Genomic DNA, 21,140 nt, shown 5'->3' with positions numbered 1-21,140 from the left:
TATGACCGTCAGCGATGAGAAGTTCACCCGTCAGCGCCTGCTCGAGGTGCGGACCCTGACGCCCAGCCTGTTCACCCTGCGCACCACCCGCGACCCTGGCTTTCGCTTTACTGCCGGTCAGTTCGCCCGCCTTGGCGTGCGCAAACCGAGCGGTAGCATTGTCTGGCGCGCCTATTCGATGGTGTCCGCGCCGCATGACGAGTTTCTCGATTTCTTCTCAATCGTGGTGCCGGACGGTGAATTCACCAGCGAGCTGAGCCGCCTTCAACCCGGCGACGAGCTTCTGGTAGACAAGCAGGCGTTTGGTTTCCTGACCCTGGATCGATTCATCGACGGCCGAGACCTCTGGCTACTGGGCACCGGCACCGGCATCGCCCCGTTTCTGTCGATCCTGCAGGATTTCGAGGTCTGGCAACGCTTCGAGCGGATTGTGCTCGTGTACAGCGCGCGCACCGCATCGGAACTGGCGTATCAGCAGCTCATCCGCGACCTGCCCGAGCGCGATTATCTTGAGGGGCTTGGTTCGAAGCTGACCTATTTGCCAGTCGTCACCCGCGAGCAGGTACCCGGAGCGCTGAACGGTCGCATCACCACGCTCATCGAGAACGGCGAGCTGGAGCGCGCCGCTGATCTGCAGCTGGAACCTGAGCACTCGAGGATCATGCTCTGCGGCAACCCGCAGATGATCGAAGACACCCGTACGCTGCTGAAGGCTCGTGACCTCAACCTCAGCCTGACCCGTCGGCCAGGGCAGGTGGCGGTGGAAAACTACTGGTGACCCTAGGACTGCATCAGCGTTCTAGCCTATCTTCGGTCAGTTCGCGCTGCAGCCAGGTCACGAAACTGCCGATCAGGCGCTGGCGCCGCTTGCGTTCCGGCAGGACGACGTAATACCCGAACTCTGTTCGCACGCTTTCGCTGCACAGTCGACAGAGCAGACCCTGCGCCAAGAGCTCGTCGACCAGATGACGCCAACCGAGCGCGACGCCCTGACCCGCGATCGCCGCCTGGATCAGCAGGGTGTAATTGTCGAAGCGCAACATGCCCGAGGCTGGCGTCTCGGCGATTCCGAATGCGCGGAACACATGGCCCCAGTCGAGCCAGCGCGAACGGCTTTCCGGCCGAAGATGGAGCAGCGGAAGTCTTGCCAACGCTGCCGGCGACAGGGGCGGGGTCTCGGTTTTCATCAACAGCGGGCTGCAGACCGGATACACCTCTTCGTTGAATAGCAGGTGCGCTTCGCCATGCTTGGAGCGGCCATCGCCAAAGATGATGGCGACGTCGGTTTCCGATGGCAGCGCGCCCAGGCCGCGCTCGCTGGTGACCAGGCTGACGTCGACTGCGGGATGGAGCTGATGAAAGCGCTGCAGACGAGGCATCAGCCAGTACGCGGCAAACGCGAAGTCGGTGGCCACCTGTAGCACCTCGTGTTGCTGCTGCGTGGTAACCGCGGCGAGGCCGGCATCCAGCGCGCCAAGGCCCTGCTGCACGTAGCCCAACAACAATTCTCCGGCCTCGGTAAGGGCGATGCCACGGTAAACGCGGTCAAACAGGCGAATCGCCAGCTGTTGCTCCAGCCGTTTGATTTGCTGGCTGATCGCCGGCTGAGTGCTGCCCAACTCCAGCGCCGCAGCGGTGAAGCTCAGCTGGCGAGCGGCAGACTCGAACACCCGCAGCGCGTCGAGGGAAATCTGATCGAATCGATTTGGCATTAGCTGTACTTATCCGAGGCATTGCCCGCGGCCGGGTTTACCGCGGCGCTGGAGGCGCCAAACTGAGATCCATGCAGTCTCGCATAACAAAAGCATGGACCATCGCATTATGAAACGCCCCAATATCCTGTTCATCATGGCCGATCAGATGGCCGCTCCCATTCTTCCGATCCACGACCCGGCGTCACCGATCAAGGTGCCGAATCTTGCACGCCTGGCCGCTGGAGGCGTGGTGTTCGATTCGGCTTACTGCAACAGTCCGCTCTGCGCGCCGTCACGCTTCACCCTGGTCAGTGGGCAGCTGCCGAGCAAGATTGGCGCCTACGACAATGCCGCCGATTTTCCTGCTGACGTGCCGACCTATGCCCATTACCTGCGGCGGCTCGGCTATCGCACGGCACTGTCCGGCAAGATGCACTTCTGCGGCCCGGATCAGCTGCACGGCTATGAGGAGCGGCTGACCAGTGATATCTACCCTGCCGATTACGGCTGGGCAGTGAACTGGGACGAACCGGACATACGCTTGAGCTGGTACCACAACATGTCGTCGGTGTTGCAGGCAGGTCCCAGCGTGCGCACCAACCAGATGGATTTCGATGAAGAGGTGGTGTTCAAGGCGCAGCAGTACCTCTACGACTACGTTCGGGCAGACGACAATCAGCCGTTCTGCCTGACGGTATCGATGACCCACCCTCATGATCCCTACACCATTCCAGAGGAGTACTGGAATCGTTACCGGGACGAAGACATTCCGCTGCCACGCCTGGCTATGGCCCAGGATGAGCTGGATCCGCACTCGCAACGGCTGCTCAAGGTCATCGACCTGTGGGGTAAGACCTTGCCCGAAGACAAGGTACGGGATGCCCGTCGCGCCTACTTCGGCGCCTGCAGTTACATCGACGATAACGTCGGCAAGTTGTTGCGAACCCTCGAGGCATGCGGCCTGGCCAACGATACCATCGTGGTGTTCTCCGGTGATCATGGCGACCAGCTGGGTGAACGGGGGCTCTGGTACAAGATGCACTGGTTCGAGATGGCCGCTCGCGTTCCGCTGATCATTCATGCGCCGGGTATCGATCCGGCGCGGGTCAGCGCCTCGGTATCGACCGCCGACCTGCTGCCGACGCTGGTCGAACTGGCTGGAGGCACACTGGAGCCCAACCTGCCACTCGATGGCCGCTCGCTGATACCCCACCTTACCGGCCATGCCGGCCATGATGAGGTGATCGGCGAATACATGGCCGAAGGCTCTACCAGCCCGCTGATGATGATTCGCCGCGGTGCGTACAAATTCATCTATTCGGAGCAGGATCCCTGCTTGCTGTTCGATCTGGTCAACGACCCGTCTGAACGTGAAAACCTGATGGGTGCCTCCGATCATCAGGCGCTGGCCGAGGCCTTCCTCACCGAGGCTCGCCAGCGCTGGGATATCCCGGCCATTCACGGTCAGGTGTTGGCCAGCCAGCGTCGGCGGCGTCTGGTCAGCGATGCGCTGAAAAGGGGCAAGCTGACTAGCTGGGACCATCAACCCTGGGTCGATGCCAGCCAGCAGTACATGCGTAATCACATCGATCTGGACGACCTCGAGCGTAAGGCGCGTTACCCTCGGCCTTGACGCCCCCAATCGGCGGCCAACGCGTCGTCACCAAGGAACCTTTCGACAGAGAGAAGGCAGACGGATATGAAAAAAACCATAAACGCAGTTGTGACCAGTAGCCTGCTGTTGGCCGCCACGGGTCTCCAGGCGCAGGGCGCGGTTGAAGACAAGGCATGCGCCACGGTGCGACTGGGCGATCCGGGTTGGAGCGATATCGCCGTCACCAACGGCGTCGCCAGCCTGCTGCTCGAGGGCCTCGGCTATAAACCCCAGGTCATGACCCTCGGCGTGCCGATCATCTTCGCCGGCCTGACCAAGAACCAGCTCGACGTCTTCCTGGGTAACTGGATGCCGGCGCAACAGGACAACTACGACAAGTTCGTGGCCACGGGGGAGATCGATAAGCACAGCGTGAACCTGACGGGCACCGAATACACCCTGGCGGTCCCGACCGCGGCGTGGAACGCGGGTGTCAAGCGGTTCGAGGATCTGGACGCGCATGGCGAGATGTTCGACAAGACCATCTACGGAATCGCATCGGGCGCGCCTGGAAATATGTTCATTCAGAAGATGATCGACACGGATGAGTTCGGGCTTGGTGACTGGCGCCTGGTGGAGTCCAGCGAGCAGGCCATGCTGGTGCAGGTGGGGCGCACTGTGAAGCGTGACAAGGGCGTGGTATTCCTCGGCTGGACACCCCACCCGATGAACGTGCAGTTCGATATCAAGTACCTCAAAGGTGGAGAGGCCTATTTTGGCGAGAGCGGCACCGTCAACACCCTGGTGCGTAAAGGCTATGCGGCGCAGTGCCCCAACGTCGGCAAGCTGCTGAGCAACCTGTCGTTCACTCAGGAGATGGAGAACGCCATCATGAACGAGGTGCTGGAGAACAAAGCCAGTAATGACGCTGCGGTGAAGGCTTGGGTGAAGGCCCATCCGGACGTGCTCGAAGGCTGGCTCGAAGGCGTCTCGACCCGTGAGGGCGAAGACGGGCTGGCCGCGGTAAAAGCCTCGCTCTGAGGTGTGCCGCACTCTGGCAGCTTCGTAGGGTGGATCACGCTTCACCGATCCACCGGATGGTGGCAATGGTGGATGAAAAGAGCGTCATCCACCCTACGTCGCGATAGATCGGCACGCTGCATCTGCTTCGTGCGCGCCGATCAAGCCCTGAAACACCGCGAAGCCTTCCGTTCATACAAGGGTCAAGCGCAGTGGGTGTCCAACGCGACATCCACCGCGGCAACTTCGGCGCTTAGACCCTTTCGGCGCTGGGCGCAGCAGCCAGCGGTGTCTGCTGGACGGTGCGAACCGGGGCGTTTCCGGCAACGTAGTAAGGCGCCGTGCTGCGCGGCAACGGAGCGCGACCACGAATCCTGTCGGCCAGCTTCTCGGCCATCATGATGGTGGGTGCGTTGAGGTTGCCGGTGGTGATCAGCGGCATGATCGAGGCGTCGATCACCCGCAATCCATCCAGGCCATGCACCCGGCCCTGGCCGTCGACGACCGCCATGTCGTCCTCGCCCATCTTGCAGGAGCAGGAGGGATGAAAGGCCGTTTCGGCGTGCTGCCGAACGAAGGCATCCAGCTCGGCATCGCTGTTTGTATCGACGCCGGGGCTCAGTTCACGACCGCGGTAAGGGTCCAGGGCCGACTGCGCCATGATCTCTCGAGTGATCCGAATCCCATCGCGGAATTCCTGCCAATCCTGCTCGCAGGACATGTAGTTGAACAGGATGCTCGGATGCTGGCGCGGGTCCCGCGACCGGGCATGCACGCGACCGCGGCTGGGCGAGCGCATGGAGCCGACATGGGCCTGGAAACCATGTTCTTTCACTGCATTACTGCCGTTGTAGTTAATGGCCACCGGCAGGAAGTGGTACTGGATGTTCGGCCATTCGAACGCGTCGCGCGAGCGAATGAAGCCGCCGGCCTCGAACTGATTGCTGGCACCCACGCCGGAACCGAAAAGCAGCCATTCGGCGCCAATCTTCGGCTGGTTGTGCATCTGCAGCGCGGGGTAGAGCGATACGGGTTGTTTGCAGGCGTACTGCAGGTACATCTCCAAGTGGTCCTGGAGATTGGCGCCGACGCCCGGCAGGTCATGCACGATCGGTATGCCGAGCTCACGCAGCAGGGCACCCGGACCGACACCGGAGCGTTGCAGGATCTGCGGTGAAGCAATGGCACCGCTGCACAGCAGCACCTCCCGTCGGGCATGGGCGACGTGCTGCGTGTCGCTGTTACCGCGCAGGTAGGCCACGCCGATAGCCCGCTTGCCGCTGAACAGGATGCGGTCAGTCAGTGCATGGGTGACGATGGTCAGATTGGGTCGGCCACGCGCCATATCCAGATAACCGCGCGCGGTGCTGGCGCGACGCCCTTGCGGCGTGACAGTGCGGTCCATCGGGCCGAAGCCTTCCTGACGATAACCGTTGAGGTCGTCGGTTTCCGGATACCCGGCCTGCACGCCAGCCTCGATCATCGCGCGGAACAGCGGATTGTTGCCGGCCTTGGGCGTGGTCACGCTCACCGGGCCGTCACCGCCGTGGTAGTCGTTGGGGCCGATGTCTCGGGTTTCGGCCTTGCGGAAATAGGGCAGGCAGTCGAGGTAGCTCCATTCTTCCAGGCCCGGCGCCTTGGCCCAGCCGTCATAATCCAGCGCGTTGCCACGGATGTAGCACATGCCGTTGATCAGCGAGGAGCCACCCAGGCCTTTGCCGCGACCGCATTCCATACGGCGGTTGTTCATGTGCGGTTCGGGGTCGGTCTCGTAGGCCCAGTTGTAGCGTCGACCCTGCAGCGGAAAGGCAAGCGCGGCAGGCATCTGGGTACGGAAATCCAGCCGATAGTCGGGGCCACCAGCCTCGAGCAGCAGCACGCTGACATCGGCGTCCTCGGTCAGCCGAGTCGCCAGCACGTTACCGGCCGAACCGGCTCCGATGATGATGTAGTCGAATTCCATAACAGCATCCCTCCCACGAAAGCGTTGAGCCGCATGCTGGACGTAGCGGCGGCGCTTGTTGCCTGCAACGGGTGACGTAACGCTCGAGGCCGTTGTTAGAACACCGAGGCGAAATCGCCCAGCTCGACCTGAATCGATTTGGTGCGGGTGTAGTGCGCGAGGGTCGTCAGGCCGTTCTCGCGTCCCACGCCGGACTGCTTGTAGCCGCCGACCGGCATTTCGGCTGGCGACTCGCCCCAGGTATTGATCCAGCAGATGCCCGCTTCGAGGCGGTGAATCACGCGGTGGGCGCGGGTCAGGTCGCGGGTTACCAGCCCGGCGGCAAGGCCGTAAGAGGTGTCATTGGCACGGCGGATGACTTCCGCTTCGTCGTCGAACACCAGGATGCTCATGACCGGGCCGAAGATTTCCTCGCGCACGATGCGCATGTCGTCCCGGCAATCGCTGAAAACCGTTGGTGCCACATAGGCGCCCTGGGCAGCCGCACCTTCGGTGACGCGGGCCCCGCCGCAGAGCAAGCGGGCGCCCTCGGCCCGGCCTGACTCGATGTAGGCCAGCACGTTGTCCATGTGCGCATAACCGATCAGCGGGCCAAAATTGGTTTGCACATTCAGCGGGTCGCCCAGCCGGATACGCTTGATGCGGTCGAGCACCTTGCCCTCGAAACGCGCCTGCAACGAGCGGTGTACGAATACGCGGGTGCCGTTTGTGCAGACCTGCCCCGAGCTGAAGAAATTGGCCATGACGGCGATGTCCGCGGCGCGGTTGAGATCAGCATCCTCGAAAATGATCAGCGGGGACTTGCCACCCAGCTCCATGGTGACGTCCTTCAGGGTGGAGCTCGATGCACTGGCCATCACCTTCTTTCCGGTGCTGGTTCCGCCGGTGAAGGAGATTTTTTCGATGCCCGGATGCTCCGTAAGCCAGGCGCCGACTTCCGCGCCACTACCGGTGAGTACGTTGAAGACGCCGTCTGGTACGCCCGCCTCGGTGTAGATCTCGGCCAGTTTCAGCGTGGTCAGGGAGGTCATCTCGCTGGGTTTGAAGATCATTGCATTACCGGCCGCCAAGGCCGGCGCGGACTTCCACAAGGCGATCTGGATCGGATAGTTCCAGGCACCGATACCTGCCACCACGCCCAGCGGCTCGCGGCGGGTATAGACGAAGCTGGTTTCGCGCAACGGAATCTGTTCGCCTTCGATGGCGGGAATGAGCCCGGCGTAGTATTCGAGCACGTCGGCGCCGGTCACGATATCAACCGCCTGGGTCTCAGACAGCGGTTTGCCGGTGTCGAGCGTTTCCAGTTCGGCCAGTTCATCGTTGCGTTCTCGCAGGATGTCCACGGCCCTGCGCAGTATTCGCGAGCGCTGCATGGCCGTCATCGCAGCCCAGATCTTCTGTCCGGCCGCGGCGCTGGCGACGGCTTTGTCGACGTCTTCCCGCGACGCGCGCTGGAGCTCGGCAAGCACTTCGCCGGTCGCCGGATTGATAGTCTCGAACGTACCGCCGCTGCTGGCGTCGGTGTAGCAGCCATTGATGTAGAGCTTCTGTTGTTCGAAACGGCGCATGGTCGTCCTCGCGAGGTGCGTAAGTGAAGGCGTCAGTGGTACGGCCTGGCCAGCAACTGATCCAGGTAGTCGTAGGCGAGCTGCAGCGCCTGATCGGTATCGAAGTCGTCGCCGGCCAGGGCGCCGCGCAGCCACAGTCCGTCGATCAGCGCCGCCATGCCTCGTGCTGCCGAGCGCGCCTGCTCCAGCGGCAGAACCCGACGAAACTCGCAACACAGGTTGGAATACAGACGGTGGTCGTTGATCCGCTGCAAACGATGCAGGGACGGCTGGTGCATGCTTGATGCCCAGAAGGCCAGCCAGGTCTTCATCGCCGGGCCATTCACCTGGCTATCGTCGAAGTTGCCGTCGATGATCGCCTTCAGGTGCGCACGCGGGCTGTCGTCTCTGAGGTGCTCGCGACGCGTGCGAACAGCCTGGTTCAGGGCCTTCATCAGATGACGCATGGTGGCTTCGAGCAACCCGTTCTTGTCTTGAAAATAGTGACTGATGATGCCGTTCGAGACGCCCGCCAGACGCGCGATCATGGCAATGCTGGCGTCATTCATGCCCACCTGATCGACCGCTTCGAGGGTGGCGTGAATCAGCTGCTTGCGCCGGATTGGTTGCATGCCGACCTTGGGCATGATGCCTCCAGAAGAAGTAAAACGAGTCACGGACAGCCTAGGTATTTTTTCTTGAACGCTCAATCAATAAAGACGAGCTGTCGAGTTTGGGCACGTCTGCGTCGCATCAAGATCAACGTGCCGAGCGGGCTAAGCGAAGCCAGCGGAACTTCTCCAGGCGCAACGTCGCTTTCCGTCGCCTGCCGTTGCCTGAAGCGGCGCCCACCGGGGCGCCAATAGAATGGGGATGGGCGAAACGAGTGTTATTCGAGCCAGCCGGCGACGCGCTCCGGATTGTTCTTTACCCAGTCGCGCGCAGCCGCATCCGGTTTGGCGCCGTCACGGATGGCCAGCATCACTTCGCCGACTTCCTCGGCGTTCCAGCTGAATTTCTTCAGAAATGCTTCGGCCTCTGGCGCCTTCGCGGCGAGCTGCGGATTGGCAACGGTGTCGACATGCTCATCGTCGCCATACACCTTTTTCGGGTCTTCCAGGAAACGCAGCTTCCACTTGGCGAACATCCAGTGCGGAATCCATCCGGTGACCACGATGGGCTCTTTGGCTTTTTCGGCGCGCGTCAGGGCAGTCGCCATGGCCGGCCCCGAACTGGCCATCAGACGGAGGTCGAGATCGTACTGCTCGATGGCCTCCTCGGTGCGGCGCATCACGCCAGCGCCGGCATCGATGCCAGTGATCTTGCCGTCGAATGCCTCGCTATGCTGGTTGAGGTCCGCGATGCTTTTGGCCTTGACATACTCCGGTACGATCAAACCGATCTTCGCGCCTTCGTAGTTGGTGCCTAGCACCACGACTTTGTCTTTGAGCTTGTCGAAGTACTCACCGTGGGTGGCCGGAAGCCATGCTGAAAGCGTGGCATCGAGATCGCCGCGCGCCACGCCCTGCCACATGATGGCCGGCTCGACCGGTTGCAGTTTGACCTTGTACCCGAGGTTGCTCTCGAGGATCTCGGCCGCCACATGCGTGGCGGCGACGCTGTCGTCCCAGCCGTTTACGTAGCCGATCTTCAATTCAGGTTTGTCCGCCGCCATGCTGGTCGCCATGCCCAGCGCCAGGCTGGCGGCGCTGAGGCCGCAGAGGAGATGCTTGAATGGATTCATGCGTTGTAACTCCATGTCAGGGAAAATCAGTGGTGTCGACGCGACCCGTTGAACGGGCTCGCGGTATGCCGGCGCTTCTGCATCAGCGAAGCCCCATGCACGGTTGGCGCGCCGCTTGCGCACCGGTCAATCCCTTTTTCAGGCCGGCCGGTCCCGTAAGCGGTCTCAGCGCATCGCTGGAAACCGCCGGGAGGCGTTCATGTCTGTAACGGCTCGTCGAGTGATGCCTTGGCCTGTCAGAGCCCGACGAAAGCCTTCACCGCTTTGACGGCGTCCTGACCGTCATAGGTGGTTACGCCGGTGAGCCATTGATCAAGCATGGCTGGATTGGCTTTGATCCAGTTCTTCGCAACGGTCTGGGGATCGTCGTTCTCGAGTGCCATTTCCATCAGTTCGCTCTCGATCGGGACGGTGAACTGCAGGTTCTGCAGCAATTTCCCGACGTTCGGACAGCGATCGAGATAATCCGGCGGCACGACGGTGTACACCTCTGCCGCACCGTAGTCTGGCCCGAACACCTCGTCGCCCCCTGACAGATAGGTCAGGTCATGCTGTGCATTCATCGGGTGCGGCGCCCACGCCAGGAAAACCACCGGCTCTTTTTTCCTGATTGCTCGCTGCACCTGAACCAGCATGCCGGCTTCGCTGGACTCGACCATGCGGAAGTCACCGAGCCCGAACTGATCGTTCTTGATCATCTTGTCGATCAGCAGATTACCGTCGTTGCCCGGTTCGATCGCGTAGATGCGTCCGCCCAGTTGATCCTTGAATTTGGCGATATCCTGAAAGCTTTTCAGGCCAGCATCAGCGGTGTAGGTCGGTACCGCCAGGGTGTACTTGGCGCCTTCCAGGTTGGGTGATTCGAGGACCTTGACACCGCCGTTCTTGGCGAATGGCTCGATGACTGCGTCCATGGAGGGCGACCAATAGCCGAGAAACGCATCGATCTGCTTGTTTTTCACACCCGTGAACGCAATGGGCACCGAGGCCATGACCTTGCTCGGGTCGTAACCCAGGCCTTCGGACAGGACCATGGCTACGCCGGTGGTGGCGGCGATGTCCGCCCAGCCGATCTCAGCGAAGCGCACCTTCTCGCAGCTGGCGGGCTCTTTGGCCCAGGCACCCTGCAAAACAGCGCAGGAGAGCAGGGCGATACCCGTTATCGTCTTGAATCTAATCATCCTGAATATCCTGTTCGGTAGTCCGTAACGATTACTGGCGCTGCGGCCGGAGTTTGGTGCTGACCCAGGTGTACCAAGTGCTCTTGTTCGTGGCCCGCTTTACAGTGCCGAAGCTCTCGGTGATGCGATCAAGGATGATCGCCAGTAGTACCACCGCCATGCCGCTCTCGAAGCCGAGCCCGATGTCGAGGCGCTGGATGCTGGCCAGCACATCGTTGCCCAGGCCGCCCGCGCCGACCATGGACGCGATGATTACCATGGACAGCGCCATCATGATGGTCTGGTTTACACCGGCCATGATCGAGGGCATGGCGTTGGGCAGCTGCACCTTGAACAGCAGCTGCCTGCCGTTGCAGCCAAAGGACTGCCCGGCCTCGACGATCTCCTTGTTGACCTGGCGGATACCCAGATTGGTCAGGCGAACCGCTGGCGGCATGGCGAAGATCACCGTGGCGATGATGCCGGGCACCCGGCCGAGGCCGAACAGCATGGCTGCAGGAATCAGATAAACGAATGCCGGCATGGTCTGCATGAAGTCCAGCACTGGACGGGTAATTGTGGCCACCCGCTCGCTGCGCGCCGACCAGATGCCCAGTGGGATGCCCAGTAACAGGCTGATCAGCGTGGCGGAGAAGGTCAGGCCAAGGGTCACAACGGTTTGGTCCCAGAAGCCGGTGAGCACAATGAGAATGAAGGACACCGCGGTGAATACTGCGAATCGGGCACCGATGCGCCACAGCCCAAGGCCGACGAAGATGGCAATGAGCAGCCAGGCCGGCGGCAACATCAAGAGCGTCTCGATGCCTTCGGAAAACCCGCTGACCACGCTGCCCAGGCTGTCGAAGGCACCGCTGTAGTTTTCCAGCAGGTGCTGTACAACGCTGTCGACCCAGCTGCCAAGATCCAATTGCTTGTCCATTATCCAGCCTCCTGCAGGCGAGCCAGAAGGCGGCCCTTGCTGATGGCGCCCGCGTAGTAGCCCTGGTTGTCCACCACGGGCATCGGGCCCTCGTTATCGACAAGGCGCTCGATTACGCGGTCGAGTGGCAGGTCTTCGGTCAGCGGCTCGATCTGCTTCAGCACTTCTGCGTCGAGCGCGCAGGTCTGGCCGTTCTCGACCAACAGGGCGATTCGCTCCAGGCTGATGGAACCACGGAATTTGTTCTGTTCATCGATGACGAATGCGTAGTGCTTGTCCAGCGCCAGCAACTCCTGGCACACCGCTGCGGCGTCCGGGGCCTTGCCGTTGTGTACGTAGAGCGGGACGCTATTGGTCTTGAGTTGACCGGCGGTGAGGTAGCGGCTGGTGTTGACGGTGTCGAAGAAGTTGCGCACGTAGTTGTTGGCGGGATGGTCGATCAGTTCCTGCGGGGTGCCGACCTGGACCAGCTTGCCGCCTTCCATGATGCCGATGCGGTTGCCGATGCGCATCGCCTCCTCGATGTCGTGGGAGACGAAGATGATGGTACGTCGATGGGTCTTCTGCAGCTCCAGCAGCACATCCTGCATTTCCCTGCGCTTGAGCGGATCGAGCGCGGAGAAGGCTTCATCCATGATGATCATGGACGGGTTAACCGCCAGAGCACGCGCCAGACCCACCCGCTGCTGCATGCCCCCGGAAAGCTCATGGGGAAATTTCAGCGCGAAGGTTTCCAGACCGACCTGCTTGAGCACCGCCATGGCACGCTCCTCGCGTTCCCGGCGTCCTACGCCGGCAACCTCCAGGCCGAAAGCGGCGTTATCCAGGACCGTACGTGACGGCATCAGGGCGAAGGACTGGAACACCATGCTCATGTCGCGTCGACGCAGGTCGATGAGCTGGCCCTGTGGCAGCTTCGCGACGTTCTGAGAGTCGATGAAGACATCGCCGGCGCTGGGTTCGATCAGGCGGTTGATCAGGCGTATCAGTGTGGATTTTCCGGAGCCGGACAGGCCCATCAGAACGAATATCTCGCCTTCCTCTACGCTGAATGAAACATCGCTTACGCCGATGACTGCGCCGCGCTCGGCAAGAATCCTTTCCTTGCTCCAGCCTTGCTTGAGCAGGTCGATGGCTTCCTGTTCCTGTTGGCCAAATACCTTGTACAAGTTCTCGACGACGATTTTTCCAGACCGCATGGGATGGTTCCCCTTCGTTGACAGGAGGATCAGCTAAACGGAAGCCCAGGCGCCTCTCGGCGCTTGACGGTCAACATCGACTGTCATGGCTTTCGTATGGATATGGTCTCGGCTGGAAGCAGTGCAGCAGCGGAGCTCGACCGTCGCAAAACCAGGCGGGACGCTACGCATCTCGGCGCTTGGCTGTTCGGCTGGTGTCACAGTCGTCTCGTGCGGCCGTCCACTTCCTTCCTGGCAGTTCTAGCAAAATCACTGTGGCTCCTCGCTTGGGGGGCGCTGAGCCGAATTCGTTATTGTTATCTGCAGCCGCTGTTCTGGTCGGCTGTCGTCGATTTACGCAAAGCACTTCAGCACGGCCGAACAGCTGTTGTCCGGGGTTGCTGATCACATGAGTCAACGATATGCCCCTGCAAGCCTGGCGGTTATCGGATTGCGACCCCTACGTGTTGCTTGGCGACAACGTTGCTTCGAGATCCAGCGTTGAAAAAAATTCGTCACGATTCACTGATTGATTTAGGGCCGGAACAACGACCCGAAACCTGCTCATCGACACCAGGTCGCCTCTTGAAGATAGCGCCTCGTGAGGATTTACGCCGACGCGTTGTTCAGTGGGTTGACGGCTTTGGATAAGCGTGCGTCGGTGCCAGACCGCTGCAGGCTGTCAAAAGCCTGATGATGACTCCCGACTTCGTGACATCCCGTGGAGTACTCAGCGTGGCGATCAGCGTATTTGACCTGTTCAAAATCGGCATTGGACCCTCCAGCTCGCACACCGTCGGGCCTATGCTCGCGGGCGCTCTGTTTGCGGGTGCGCTGCGTGAACGCAAGCTGCTGGAGCGGCTCTGCCGCGTGGAGGTGCGTCTCTATGGCTCGCTCTCTGCCACCGGGATAGGCCACGGTACTGACCATGCCGTGTTGATGGGGTTGATGGGCGAACGACCGGATCTCGTCGACCCCCAGCAAATCGTGCCGCGTATCGATCAGTTGCGCTCCAGCGGCCAGCTGCACGTCAACGGCCAATGGCCGGTCGCGTTCGACTGGGATAAAGACCTCCTCTTGCTCGAGGAAAACCTGCCGTATCACCCCAACGCCATGATGTTCACTGCCGAGGGCGCTTCGGGCGTGCTGTATCAGGACACCTTTTATTCGGTCGGTGGCGGCTTCGTGGTCAATGCCGAACAGGCGGCGGCCGGCCAGTTGGACCAGGACCGCACCGAGCTGCCCTACGACTTCTCCACCGCTATCGAGCTCCTGATGCTATGCAAACGGCATGGGCTGCGGGTCAGTGAGCTGATGATGGCCAATGAGATGGCCTGGCGCAGCGAGGCGGACGTGCGTAGCGGTCTGTTGCGGCTGTGGGCAGCGATGCAGGACTGTGTTGCCAATGGGCTGCGTCATCAAGGCGTGCTGCCCGGTGGGCTCAAGGTTCGCCGGCGTGCCGCCCGGCTGCACGAAAACCTGCTGGAGCTGGGCAAGCCGAACGTCATCGGCTCGACCATGAGCGCCATGGAATGGGTGAATCTCTTTGCCTTGGCCGTGAACGAGGAAAATGCCGCGGGCGGACGGATGGTGACTGCGCCCACAAACGGCGCAGCCGGCATCATTCCGGCCGTACTGCATTACTACATGAAGTTTCACCCCGAAGCTTGCGACGACGACGTGGTCAACTACCTGCTCGCCGCCGCTGCGATCGGCATTCTCTGCAAGAAGAACGCATCGATTTCCGGTGCCGAGGTGGGCTGCCAGGGTGAGGTGGGGTCGGCATGTGCCATGGCGGCCGCTGGGCTGGCCGAACTGCTGGGGGCGAGCCCGGAGCAACTTGAGAACGCGGCCGAAATCGGACTGGAGCACAACCTGGGGCTGACCTGCGACCCGGTCGGTGGCCTCGTGCAGGTGCCCTGCATCGAACGCAACGCCATCGCCGCGATGAAGGCTATCAATGCAGCCCAAATGGCGATGCGCGGTGACGGTGAACACTTCATCTCGCTTGACCGTGTCATCCGTACGATGCGCGACACCGGCGCCGACATGCATGACAAGTACAAGGAAACCTCTCGAGGTGGGCTGGCGGTCAATACGATCGAATGCTGATCCGATATCGTGCATGTGTAGCGGCCAGACGTCGATTTACGGTGCATTGAACGGCAATGGCGATTCACCCATCACCGAATCTCCGAGCGGCTATCGTGCTGTTACCTGCATCTGTTACTGCTGCTGCTGATGTGTGACCGCTTGGTCACAATCTATGGTGCGGCTGCTACGAATGTGCCCAAGTCCTTTGATAGCAAGCCCTTCAGCGGGATCCAGGAGGCGTTCTTGGATTTGTCGAGACGCCCGCGAGCAGAGCTTTGCAAACTGTTCTACAGTTTTTATTGAACGGCTATTCAATATAGGCATGCAGTTTGCCTTGGTAGACGTAAACAACCGACGCAGCCAGTGTCGGAATCACAAAAAAAGAGAGAGCCGCCTGACGGCTCTTGATAAAAAAAGCTTGTGTGAGGGTTCGTCATGTCACAGATAAACGCAGGGGCAACCGCCCCGAATCGTCTACCGCAGACCATCGGCTTTCTGCTTTTGGACAATTTCACGCTGATTTCCCTGGCTTCGGCGGTGGAGCCCTTGCGCATGGCGAACCAGTTGTCCGGTAAAGAGCTATACCGCTGGTTTACCCTGACCGAAGCGGGGCAACCGGTCATGGCCAGCGACGGTCTTCAGATCACGCCGGATGCCGGCTTCGGAACCGCGCCTGCATTAGATGCTGTGGTCGTCTGTGGCGGCGTGGATATTCAGCGCAGCGTGACTCGCGAGCACCTTCACTGGCTGCAGGCGCAAGCACGGCACGGCCGCCAGATGGGCGCGGTCTGCACCGGCAGCTGGGGGCTGGCCAAAGCTGGTCTGCTCGATGGCTACGACTGCAGCGTTCACTGGGAATGTCTGGCTGCCATGCAGGAAGCCTTCCCTCGCACGACGGTCACGCCGCGGCTGTTCTCCATCGATCGCAATCGCTTCACCGCCTCCGGCGGGAGCGCCCCGATGGACATGATGCTGCACATGATCGGTGGCCAGCACGGCCGTGAGCTGGCTGCGGCAATATCCGATATGTTCATGTGTGAGCGTATCCGCAATGAGCAGGACCATCAGCGAGTCCCGCTCAAGCACATGCTGGGCACTAATCAGCCGAAGCTGCTCGAAATCGTTGCACTGATGGAAGCCAATCTCGAAGAGCTGATCGATCTCGATGAACTCGCCTGCTACGTCAATGTGTCTCGGCGTCAGCTCGAACGACTGTTCCAGAAATACCTGCACTGCTCGCCGTCACGCTATTACCTAAAATTGCGGTTGATACGCGCCCGTCAGCTATTGAAGCAAACGCCCATGTCGATCATCGAAGTGGCGTCGGTGTGCGGTTTCGTCTCGACCCCGCACTTCTCCAAGTGCTACCGCGAGTACTTCGGCATTCCACCGCGTGACGAACGCTCCGGTCAGTCGTTGGCGCAGGTGGTTGCACTGATTCCCTGTTCCGACAACGCCGACAGACACCCAGGCGTAATGGCGGCCTTGCAGCGTGCGCAGGGTGAGTCGACGTACGCGAGCGTGCGGATCTGACCCGATAGACAGAGCCTCTGTTTGCGCGTTGGGCGCTCGTCCCGCTCAGCGCCGGTTCTGCGCCGGTCCAGCGGTCGCAGCGTTGGCTGCGGATGGCCCAATGCGCGCGAAAGGCCAGTCATCAGGGGCACGTCCAGGCAGTGCAACGTTAATCGTCGCCCTGCCAACTGGCGCCTCGCCCAGATGGTTCCAGGTGTGATTTGAGGTGAGCGAACCGACGTCCGCGGCGCTACCCGCGGACCAGCGCCGGTAGCAGCCGTTTGCAGATGGCTTCGCGTACCGAGGGCAGCAGGGTGGCGGAACCGCCAAGAAGGTCTTCGACCATCCTGCGCAGTGCCTGGGCTCGCTCCTGAGAAAGGCCACTGACAGCCCGTTCGCAGGCTTGCTCGGCGGTGGCACCGCAGGGTATCTCAAAGCCCAGGGACACCAGGCGATCTCGAAAGTCGTCCTGGTCGATCAGTTCGGCATGCATCATCGTGGTAGCTCCTTTGGCTTGGATAAATGGGTATCACCGCATTCAGCGCAGCACGCCTTCCTCAAGCAGCAAGTTGAAAATGGCTTCGGCGCCAGCCTCCGGTGACAGGTCTCGCAGAACCTGCCCGCCGTCACCGGATGCCTTCGCCGTCGCCGCTTTCAGTCGATCAGCCGCGGTCTTGCCTTGAATCACCTTGAGCCGCTTGGGGCGGGGCCGTGCAGGCTGCAGTTGGGCCTCGATAAGAAGCTCGTCGGCCGCGACAGGCACCGCTTCGGCGCTGAGTTGCCCGCGACGGGCGGGTCCGAAGGCGCTTTGCCGTGCCACAGGGCCCGCACTGTCGATACTGGCCAGGAAGGGCAGGCGCACCTTGAGCCGGCGTCGCTGGCCGCGCGGTAGCGCCTGGAGCACCAACGCGCTGCCATTCTCGACGCGCTCGACTTCGGCCAGACCCACCACCAATGGCCAACCCAGCCGCTCGGCCAGCAGGTAGGGCAGCATGCCGGAGCCTTCGCCGGTTTCGGCCTGGCTGCCGGTCAGCACGATCTGGGCTCCGGCGTACGCCAGATGCTCGGCCAGGACGGGAAGGGCGTCGGCCCCCCGAGGCTGCTGCAACACGGTCAGCGCGCCAAGCCCCATGCCCAGGTAGCCGCGCAGCGCTTCTTCGTTCGGGTCACCGGCATGTAGCAGCTGTAACCGCTCGCCGGCCAGGCGCAAACCCAGCTCAACGGCGCGTGCATCCTGCTCGGCGCGCCGGGCACGGCCCGAGGTCGGGTGCGTACCGACCGAAACCAGGGCAATGATGTTCAGGTCAGCCATGATGCGACTCCCTTGCGGTAGATGCTGCGCGTGGCAGCCTCGGTTCATCCGTATGTGTGAACGGGCTACGTGAAATCCGTCGCAGGTCATTACGCCGCATCGCGAGCGCCTCCCTGGCGGTGGGCTGCGACCCGTTCGATCAGGGCGCGAAGAATCGCGGCCGAGTCACCGATGACCGACAGGTCGGCACGCTTGATCATGTCGCAGCCTGGGTCGAGGTTGATGGCCACCACCTTGTCGCAGGCGCCAATGCCTTGAAGGTGCTGGATCGCACCGGATATTCCCACCGCCAGGTAGACCCGCGCGGTGACCCAGGTGCCCGTTGCGCCGACCTGGCAGTGACGTGGCATGAAGCCGTCGTCCACTGCCACCCGTGATGCGCCCTTGGTTGCGCCCAGGACCTCTGCGGCTTGGTGAAACAGATCCCAGTCCTTCACGCCGTTCCCGCCGGAGAGGATGAATTCCGATTCGGCCATGGGCACCAGTGAGGGGTCCACCGCGACCGGGCCGAGGTTTTCCAGCCGTGGCAGGCTCCGGGCTACGACTTCGCTCAAGGTGACGGGCAATACCTCGTGGCGCGTATCGGCAACGGGCTCGGCACACTCTGCGGCGGCCAGGATCAGCCTGGGCAACGGCCGTTGCAGGTCTTCTCGTCCCGCACCGGCACGCCCGGTGCAGTGCGCGTCGTCGACCTGCCAGACTCGCGTCGCCGGGCGCTCGCTGAGTTTGGCCGCGAGGCGACGACCAATCTCGCCGCCACCCGCCCGGGTATCAGGCAGCAGCCAGTGGCGAGGCGAGAACTGATGCTCCACGGCGATCAGCGCCTGCAGGCGTTGTTCTGGGGCGTAGCCTTCGTATTCGTCGGCCGGTAGGTGCAGGAGGCGGTCGACACCGGCCGTATCCAGAGCCGTTTCCTTGTGTTCACCAAAGACCACCGCCAGCACAGCGCCCTCGGCCCCCGCCAGCTTGCGGGCCAGGCCGAGCAGGTCGCGATCGTGGGCGGAAAGCCGGCCGCCTGGCATGTCGGGCACGGCAACGATATGGAACTGCGGCCGCTCGACCTTGAATAATGGCAGCTGGACCGCTTCGCGAACGGTCGCGCTCCTGCGGCCGGCGCCTTGCTGAACGCCGCTGCGGTCGATGCGCTTGATCCCGTTTGGGCCGATAAAACCGATCGCGTGCGGATTCTTGCGGACTAAGCCGCTAGGCCCCATCCAGCTCGTTTCGCCTTTCGCCTGCACGCTGGCGTGCAGGGGATGCAGACGATTGCGGGCGATCCGCTCGGCACGCGGATCGCGGCGGATGATGATGCTCATCAGTGCACCTCCAGGGCTTCAGGTCTGGCCGCTACGGGCTTTTTTACCGGAGCGGGTGCTTCAAGCAGAGCCTCGGCCACCAGTTCGGCGATGTCCTTGATCTCTGGGCGCGGAGCAACCACACCTTCGAGCATTGCCGTGCATTGAGGGCAGCCCACGGCGACCAGCTCGGCTCCGGTCTCCTTGATGTCTCCCATGCGCATGTCGGGGATCCGTTGTACGCCTGGAATGTCGGTGATTGGCGCACCACCACCCCCGCCGCAGCAGCGAGAGCGGAAGCCGGAGCGGGCCATTTCCTTGACCTCGATACCAATCGCCTTGAGTACCGCGCGCGGCGCCTCGTACTCACCGTTGTAGCGGCCCAGGTAGCACGGATCGTGATAGGTCACGCTGGCGCCCTGGTGCTTGCCAAGTGCGAGCCTGTCTCGGGCGATCAGGGTGGCGATATAGGTGCTGTGGTGCAGCACGTCATAGCGGCCGCCCAGTTCGCCATACTCATTCTTCAGCACATGGAAGCTGTGCGGATCGCAGGTGACGATGGTCTGGAAACGGTAGCGGGACAGGGTCGCGATATTGCGCTTGGCCAGTTGCTGGAAGGTTGCCTCGTCGCCCAATCGGCGGGCAACGTCGCCGCTGTCGCGTTCCTCCAGACCAAGCACGGCGAAGTCCACACTGGCGGCCCTTAGAACCTTGACGAAGGCGCGCAGCGTACGTTGGTTGCGCATGTCGAAGGCCCCGTCGCCCACCCAGAACAGCACATCGGCCTGTTGCTTCTCGCTCATAAGCGGCAGGTTCAGGTCGGCGGCCCAATTGAGTCGTCCACCGGGGGCAAAACCGCCGGGGTTATCAGTCGCGATCAGGTTGTCCAGTACCTCGGCGCCCTTGTTCGGGGTGGCGCCCTTTTCAAGGGTGAGATGGCGACGCATGTCGACGATGGCATCGACGTGCTCGATCATCATCGGGCATTCCTCGACGCAGGCACGGCAGGTAGTGCAGGACCACAGTGTGTCAGCCTCGACCAGCCCCTTGCCGTCTGCAAGCACGATGGGCTGGTGCGGATTGCCGCCATGCTCGCCAACGGGAATGCCCGGGTAGGGACTGCCGAAATAGCCCTTGTCACTGCCGCCAGCAAGGCCAACGACCATGTCCTGAATCAGCTTCTTCGGGTTCAGTGGCTGGCCTGCAGCGAATGCCGGGCAGGCGGCTTCGCAGCGGCCGCATTGCACGCACGCATCGAAGCCGAGCAGCTGGTTCCAGGTGAAGTCCTCCGGTTTCTCGACGCCTAGCGGTGCGCGTCGGTCATCCATGTTCAAGGCTTTCAAACCGCTGGAGCGGCCGCCGCCAAAGCGTTCGCTGCGGCGATGCCAGGCCAGGTGCAGCGCTCCGGCGAAGGCGTGCTTCATCGGCCCGCCCCATGTCATACCGAAGAACAATTCGGACACACCCCAGGCCACCCCAATGGCCAGAACGGCGGCCAGTACCCAGCCGCCGAAATCCTGCGGCAGGATGCCGGCGACCGGCAGCGTGGCAATGAAAAAGCTCGCGGAAAACATCAGCAGGCTTTTCGGCAAACGCATCCACGGCCCCTTCGACAGCCGTGCCGGCGGGTCAAGGCGACGCTTGGCCACGAACAGCGCACCCACGAACATCAACACGCAAGCGGCCAATAGGGCGAAGCCGAGAATACGACTCTGCAGCCCGAAACCGTGGACGATGATCGCCAGCAGCGCCGCGAGCACAAAGCCCCCTGCGGTGGCGACGTGCGTCTTGGAGATATATTTGTCGCGGTCGACCACGTGGTGCAGGTCCACCAGGTAGCGCCGGGGCATGGCCAACAGGCCGCCCAGCCAATCGACCTGCGCGGGCCGGCCGCGCCGCCACATCAGGAAGCGCTTGGCGGCGCCGAGCACCGCAAGCCCTAGGGCCGTAGCGAGCAGAATCGGGAGAAGGGTATTCAGCATGGGTGTCTCCCACAGCAGCGGTTGCAAAGGGGCATGGCCCTGATGACTGACGCTTGGATCAGGAGGCGCTTGCTCGCGAAGCCGCGGGCAGGCTCGCCTGATCCG

17 protein-coding genes are annotated in these 21,140 nt (G+C 62.1%); 5 read left to right on the top strand and 12 right to left on the bottom strand.

Annotated features, from left to right (window positions below; all coding sequences use genetic code 11):
• Window position 1: 1 nt before the first annotated feature.
• On the top strand, window positions 2-778 hold the full coding sequence (locus JQR87_RS16590) for a ferredoxin--NADP reductase (RefSeq protein WP_407294993.1): 777 nt from the start codon (window positions 2-4) through the stop codon (window positions 776-778).
• Window positions 779-791: 13 nt separating this feature from the next.
• On the opposite strand, the gene JQR87_RS16585 is transcribed toward JQR87_RS16590, so the two are convergent.
• On the bottom strand, window positions 792-1,712 hold the full coding sequence (locus JQR87_RS16585) for a choline sulfate utilization transcriptional regulator (RefSeq protein ID WP_407294995.1): 921 nt from the start codon (window positions 1,710-1,712) through the stop codon (window positions 792-794).
• 109 nt (window positions 1,713-1,821) lie between these two features.
• On the opposite strand from JQR87_RS16585, the gene betC reads away from it, so the two are divergent.
• Both betC and choX (JQR87_RS16575) read left to right on the top strand, forming a co-directional pair.
• Entirely contained in the window at window positions 1,822-3,327 is a 1,506-nt protein-coding gene (gene betC / locus JQR87_RS16580; protein ID WP_407294997.1) for a choline-sulfatase, read from the top strand.
• Window positions 3,328-3,393: 66 nt separating this feature from the next.
• Window positions 3,394-4,329 (top strand): choline ABC transporter substrate-binding protein, encoded by a 936-nt coding sequence (gene choX, locus JQR87_RS16575; protein ID WP_407294999.1) that lies wholly within the window; start codon window positions 3,394-3,396, stop codon window positions 4,327-4,329.
• 232 nt (window positions 4,330-4,561) lie between these two features.
• Here the strand turns inward: choX (JQR87_RS16575) and betA are convergent, their stop codons facing one another.
• From betA to JQR87_RS16540, 7 genes are all read right to left on the bottom strand, one after another.
• Window positions 4,562-6,271: a choline dehydrogenase gene (gene betA / locus JQR87_RS16570; RefSeq protein ID WP_407295000.1), complete on the bottom strand. Its 1,710-nt coding sequence runs from the start codon at window positions 6,269-6,271 to the stop codon at window positions 4,562-4,564.
• Window positions 6,272-6,366: 95 nt separating this feature from the next.
• Window positions 6,367-7,839 (bottom strand): betaine-aldehyde dehydrogenase, encoded by a 1,473-nt coding sequence (gene betB, locus JQR87_RS16565; RefSeq protein WP_407295002.1) that lies wholly within the window; start codon window positions 7,837-7,839, stop codon window positions 6,367-6,369.
• A 32-nt stretch (window positions 7,840-7,871) separates the two neighbouring features.
• Window positions 7,872-8,465, bottom strand: coding sequence for a transcriptional regulator BetI (gene betI, locus JQR87_RS16560; protein WP_407295004.1), 594 nt, complete (start codon window positions 8,463-8,465; stop codon window positions 7,872-7,874).
• A gap of 242 nt (window positions 8,466-8,707) precedes the next feature.
• Window positions 8,708-9,562 (bottom strand): glycine betaine ABC transporter substrate-binding protein, encoded by an 855-nt coding sequence (locus tag JQR87_RS16555; RefSeq protein WP_407295005.1) that lies wholly within the window; start codon window positions 9,560-9,562, stop codon window positions 8,708-8,710.
• 236 nt (window positions 9,563-9,798) lie between these two features.
• Complete coding sequence (choX, locus tag JQR87_RS16550) at window positions 9,799-10,743, bottom strand: choline ABC transporter substrate-binding protein (protein ID WP_407295007.1); 945 nt, start codon at window positions 10,741-10,743, stop codon at window positions 9,799-9,801.
• A gap of 31 nt (window positions 10,744-10,774) precedes the next feature.
• Window positions 10,775-11,662: an ABC transporter permease gene (locus tag JQR87_RS16545; protein ID WP_407295010.1), complete on the bottom strand. Its 888-nt coding sequence runs from the start codon at window positions 11,660-11,662 to the stop codon at window positions 10,775-10,777.
• Window positions 11,662-12,861, bottom strand: coding sequence for a quaternary amine ABC transporter ATP-binding protein (locus JQR87_RS16540; RefSeq protein ID WP_407295013.1), 1,200 nt, complete (start codon window positions 12,859-12,861; stop codon window positions 11,662-11,664). The genes JQR87_RS16545 and JQR87_RS16540 overlap by 1 nt, the downstream gene beginning before the upstream one ends.
• A gap of 714 nt (window positions 12,862-13,575) precedes the next feature.
• Between JQR87_RS16540 and JQR87_RS16535 the strand changes: the two genes are divergently transcribed.
• Both JQR87_RS16535 and JQR87_RS16530 read left to right on the top strand, forming a co-directional pair.
• The gene (locus JQR87_RS16535) at window positions 13,576-14,952 is read left to right on the top strand and encodes an L-serine ammonia-lyase (RefSeq protein WP_407297665.1); all 1,377 of its coding nucleotides are present in this window, start codon (window positions 13,576-13,578) and stop codon (window positions 14,950-14,952) included.
• A gap of 417 nt (window positions 14,953-15,369) precedes the next feature.
• Entirely contained in the window at window positions 15,370-16,467 is a 1,098-nt protein-coding gene (locus tag JQR87_RS16530; protein ID WP_407295015.1) for a GlxA family transcriptional regulator, read from the top strand.
• A 229-nt stretch (window positions 16,468-16,696) separates the two neighbouring features.
• On the opposite strand, the gene JQR87_RS16525 is transcribed toward JQR87_RS16530, so the two are convergent.
• The 4 genes from JQR87_RS16525 to dgcB form a co-directional block, all read right to left on the bottom strand.
• Window positions 16,697-16,942: a hypothetical protein gene (locus JQR87_RS16525; protein WP_407295018.1), complete on the bottom strand. Its 246-nt coding sequence runs from the start codon at window positions 16,940-16,942 to the stop codon at window positions 16,697-16,699.
• Between the two features lie 42 nt (window positions 16,943-16,984).
• Complete coding sequence (locus tag JQR87_RS16520) at window positions 16,985-17,758, bottom strand: electron transfer flavoprotein subunit beta (protein WP_407295021.1); 774 nt, start codon at window positions 17,756-17,758, stop codon at window positions 16,985-16,987.
• A gap of 89 nt (window positions 17,759-17,847) precedes the next feature.
• Window positions 17,848-19,074, bottom strand: coding sequence for an electron transfer flavoprotein subunit alpha/FixB family protein (locus tag JQR87_RS16515; RefSeq protein ID WP_407295022.1), 1,227 nt, complete (start codon window positions 19,072-19,074; stop codon window positions 17,848-17,850).
• Window positions 19,074-21,035 carry a dimethylglycine demethylation protein DgcB gene (gene dgcB, locus JQR87_RS16510; RefSeq protein ID WP_407295025.1) on the bottom strand — a complete coding sequence of 654 codons (1,962 nt, stop codon included), beginning with the start codon at window positions 21,033-21,035 and terminating at the stop codon, window positions 19,074-19,076. Before dgcB ends, JQR87_RS16515 begins: the two co-directional genes overlap by 1 nt.
• Between the last annotated feature and the right edge of the window lie 105 nt (window positions 21,036-21,140).

Origin of the sequence: Stutzerimonas stutzeri (genome assembly GCF_051028275.1) — a bacterium.
Classification (GTDB): Bacteria; Pseudomonadota; Gammaproteobacteria; order Pseudomonadales; family Pseudomonadaceae; genus Stutzerimonas; species Stutzerimonas stutzeri_AS.
This window is presented reverse-complemented; position numbering and strand designations above follow the sequence as displayed.